Annotated in this window: 2 protein-coding genes; one reads left to right on the plus strand and one right to left on the minus strand. The window is 64.1% G+C overall.

The annotated features are described in order from the left end of the window. The first annotated feature begins 266 nt into the window (after positions 1-266). On the plus strand, positions 267-464 hold the full coding sequence (locus tag C7C56_RS11075; RefSeq protein ID WP_146204422.1) for a hypothetical protein: 198 nt from the start codon (positions 267-269) through the stop codon (positions 462-464). Positions 465-646: 182 nt separating this feature from the next. Here C7C56_RS11075 and C7C56_RS11080 read toward each other — a convergent pair. Further along, positions 647-1,068: Lhr family helicase (locus C7C56_RS11080; protein WP_229458713.1), on the minus strand; the 422-nt coding region annotated here is incomplete at its 5' end.

Consider the following 1,068-nt stretch of genomic DNA (forward strand, 5'->3'; position numbering starts at 1 on the left):
GTGCGTAACACCCCAGCCCGGCCCTCAGCTTGCGCAGGTCATCGGCGCTGTTGACCTGGTCGAACCGGGCTGGTCGTTCTCGCGTATGAGCAGCAAGCGGTAGTTATTCAGTTCTCGCAGCAACGAGATCCGCACAGGCAGCAGTGTCTGTTCGCGTTTTAAGTTGGTGGCGGTCCAGATCACATTGATGGCCTTGCCCGCGCGCAGTTCCTCGACGGTGCGTTCAGTCGACAGCCGCCAAGGGTGCGGTTCGATCGAGACGGGCCATGCGTGTTTTCGGTCTTGCGCATGGCGAGCTCGAGTACCTGCGGGAAGTACTGGGCGTGCATCTGGGCGCTCGGTTGTATCGCCGGCACGACCAGTTTCAGCGGTTCTGCCCAACAGCTGACGCTGCCCAGGCACAGCAAGGCGGCCAGGGCGCGGGCGCAGGGATTGAAGAGTTTAAATGGCATCGTCTTTTATGATTGACCGTGCTTGGAGTCGGATTCATAAACCAATTGCCGAATTTTACAATGCCTGGCCGGCGGTGCGGCGTTTGCCGGTGTTTTTTTCGGGTGCCGGCTGAGAGGCTGAGAGTCTTTCGATCATGCCCGCTCATCACGCCAGAAAGCGCCAGTTCGTCGTTGCAAATGCTCGCCATAGCCCTCTATGGCTGTGCTTTGCGCCTCGATCTGCCGCTTTCTGGCGGGCTGCTCGGACACCCACGAAAAACTCTCAGCCTCTGAGGCCGGCCAAGCAGATGCCCGTGCAGCAGTGCCCGCTCGGCGCCGGGCTCGCACAGGTAGTCGATCTTGCCGGCGACGATGGTGGCCACCGGCAGACCGTCGCGGAACAGGATCCGGTTGCCCGCCAGCGCGGGGACCTTGTCGCCGGGCAGCAGGGTGCCGCACAGGTTGAGCGGATCGACGCCCGCGACGCACACCAGGGCGCCGTCGTGGGCGCGGCGCCGCACGGCCCGCAGTAGCGCGATGGCTTCGGGCAGCGCGAACTGCTCGCCCGAGAACCCGGCCACAAAACGCCCGCCGCGGATCTCGCCGCGCGCCTCGAGCCGGTGGTACACGGGCAGCA

It is taken from the genome of Massilia glaciei, from assembly GCF_003011895.2.
GTDB lineage: Bacteria > Pseudomonadota > Gammaproteobacteria > Burkholderiales > Burkholderiaceae_D > Telluria_A > Telluria_A glaciei.

Excerpts from the sequence above, each read along its gene's own strand:
- C7C56_RS11075 (WP_146204422.1), top strand. The coding sequence starts at position 267 with ATGCGTGTTTTCGGTCTTGCGCATGGCGAGCTCGAGTACCTGCGGGAA.